Source organism: Acinetobacter sp. P8-3-8 (genome assembly GCF_000214135.1).
Taxonomy (GTDB): domain Bacteria; phylum Pseudomonadota; class Gammaproteobacteria; order Pseudomonadales; family Moraxellaceae; genus Acinetobacter.
Genome location: NZ_AFIE01000176.1, coordinates 1 through 403, shown reverse-complemented (window position 1 = coordinate 403; position 403 = coordinate 1). Strand labels below are relative to the sequence as shown.

The window sequence follows — 403 nt, the reverse complement described above, 5'->3', positions numbered from 1 at the left end:
CGGTCACGTTGGTGTCCTCTTTGGTTGGGTTTGGATTGGCTTTGCCCGAGAAGGCTTTAATTGATGTGTTGCGATCAGCACCAGTCGAGCAGATCGTAAATTCACGAATACGGTTTTGACGGAAGATGGTGATTGGGCCTTCAAACGACTGACCATTTACAGTGACCGTTTTGCCTTGAGACACTTCTTCAATCGATCCCGGATCAATCATCATCGACATCTGGAACGGGAAACCGTCATCAGAGTCCTGGACAATTTCCTGTGCTTTGGCGTTTGTAAGGAAATCACCTGATACATCAATCTTTCCGTTTGTATCCACGGTTTGAACGACACCAATTCGACTTGAGCCGAAGTGTTCTTCAAGTAAGGCTGTCGGCTTATCAATCTCAATTCCATCAAGATC

1 pseudogene is annotated in these 403 nt (G+C 46.2%); it reads right to left on the bottom strand.

The annotated features are described in order from the left end of the window. Positions 1 to 403: pseudogene (locus GGG_RS0119220) on the bottom strand (hypothetical protein); the annotation flags it as partial.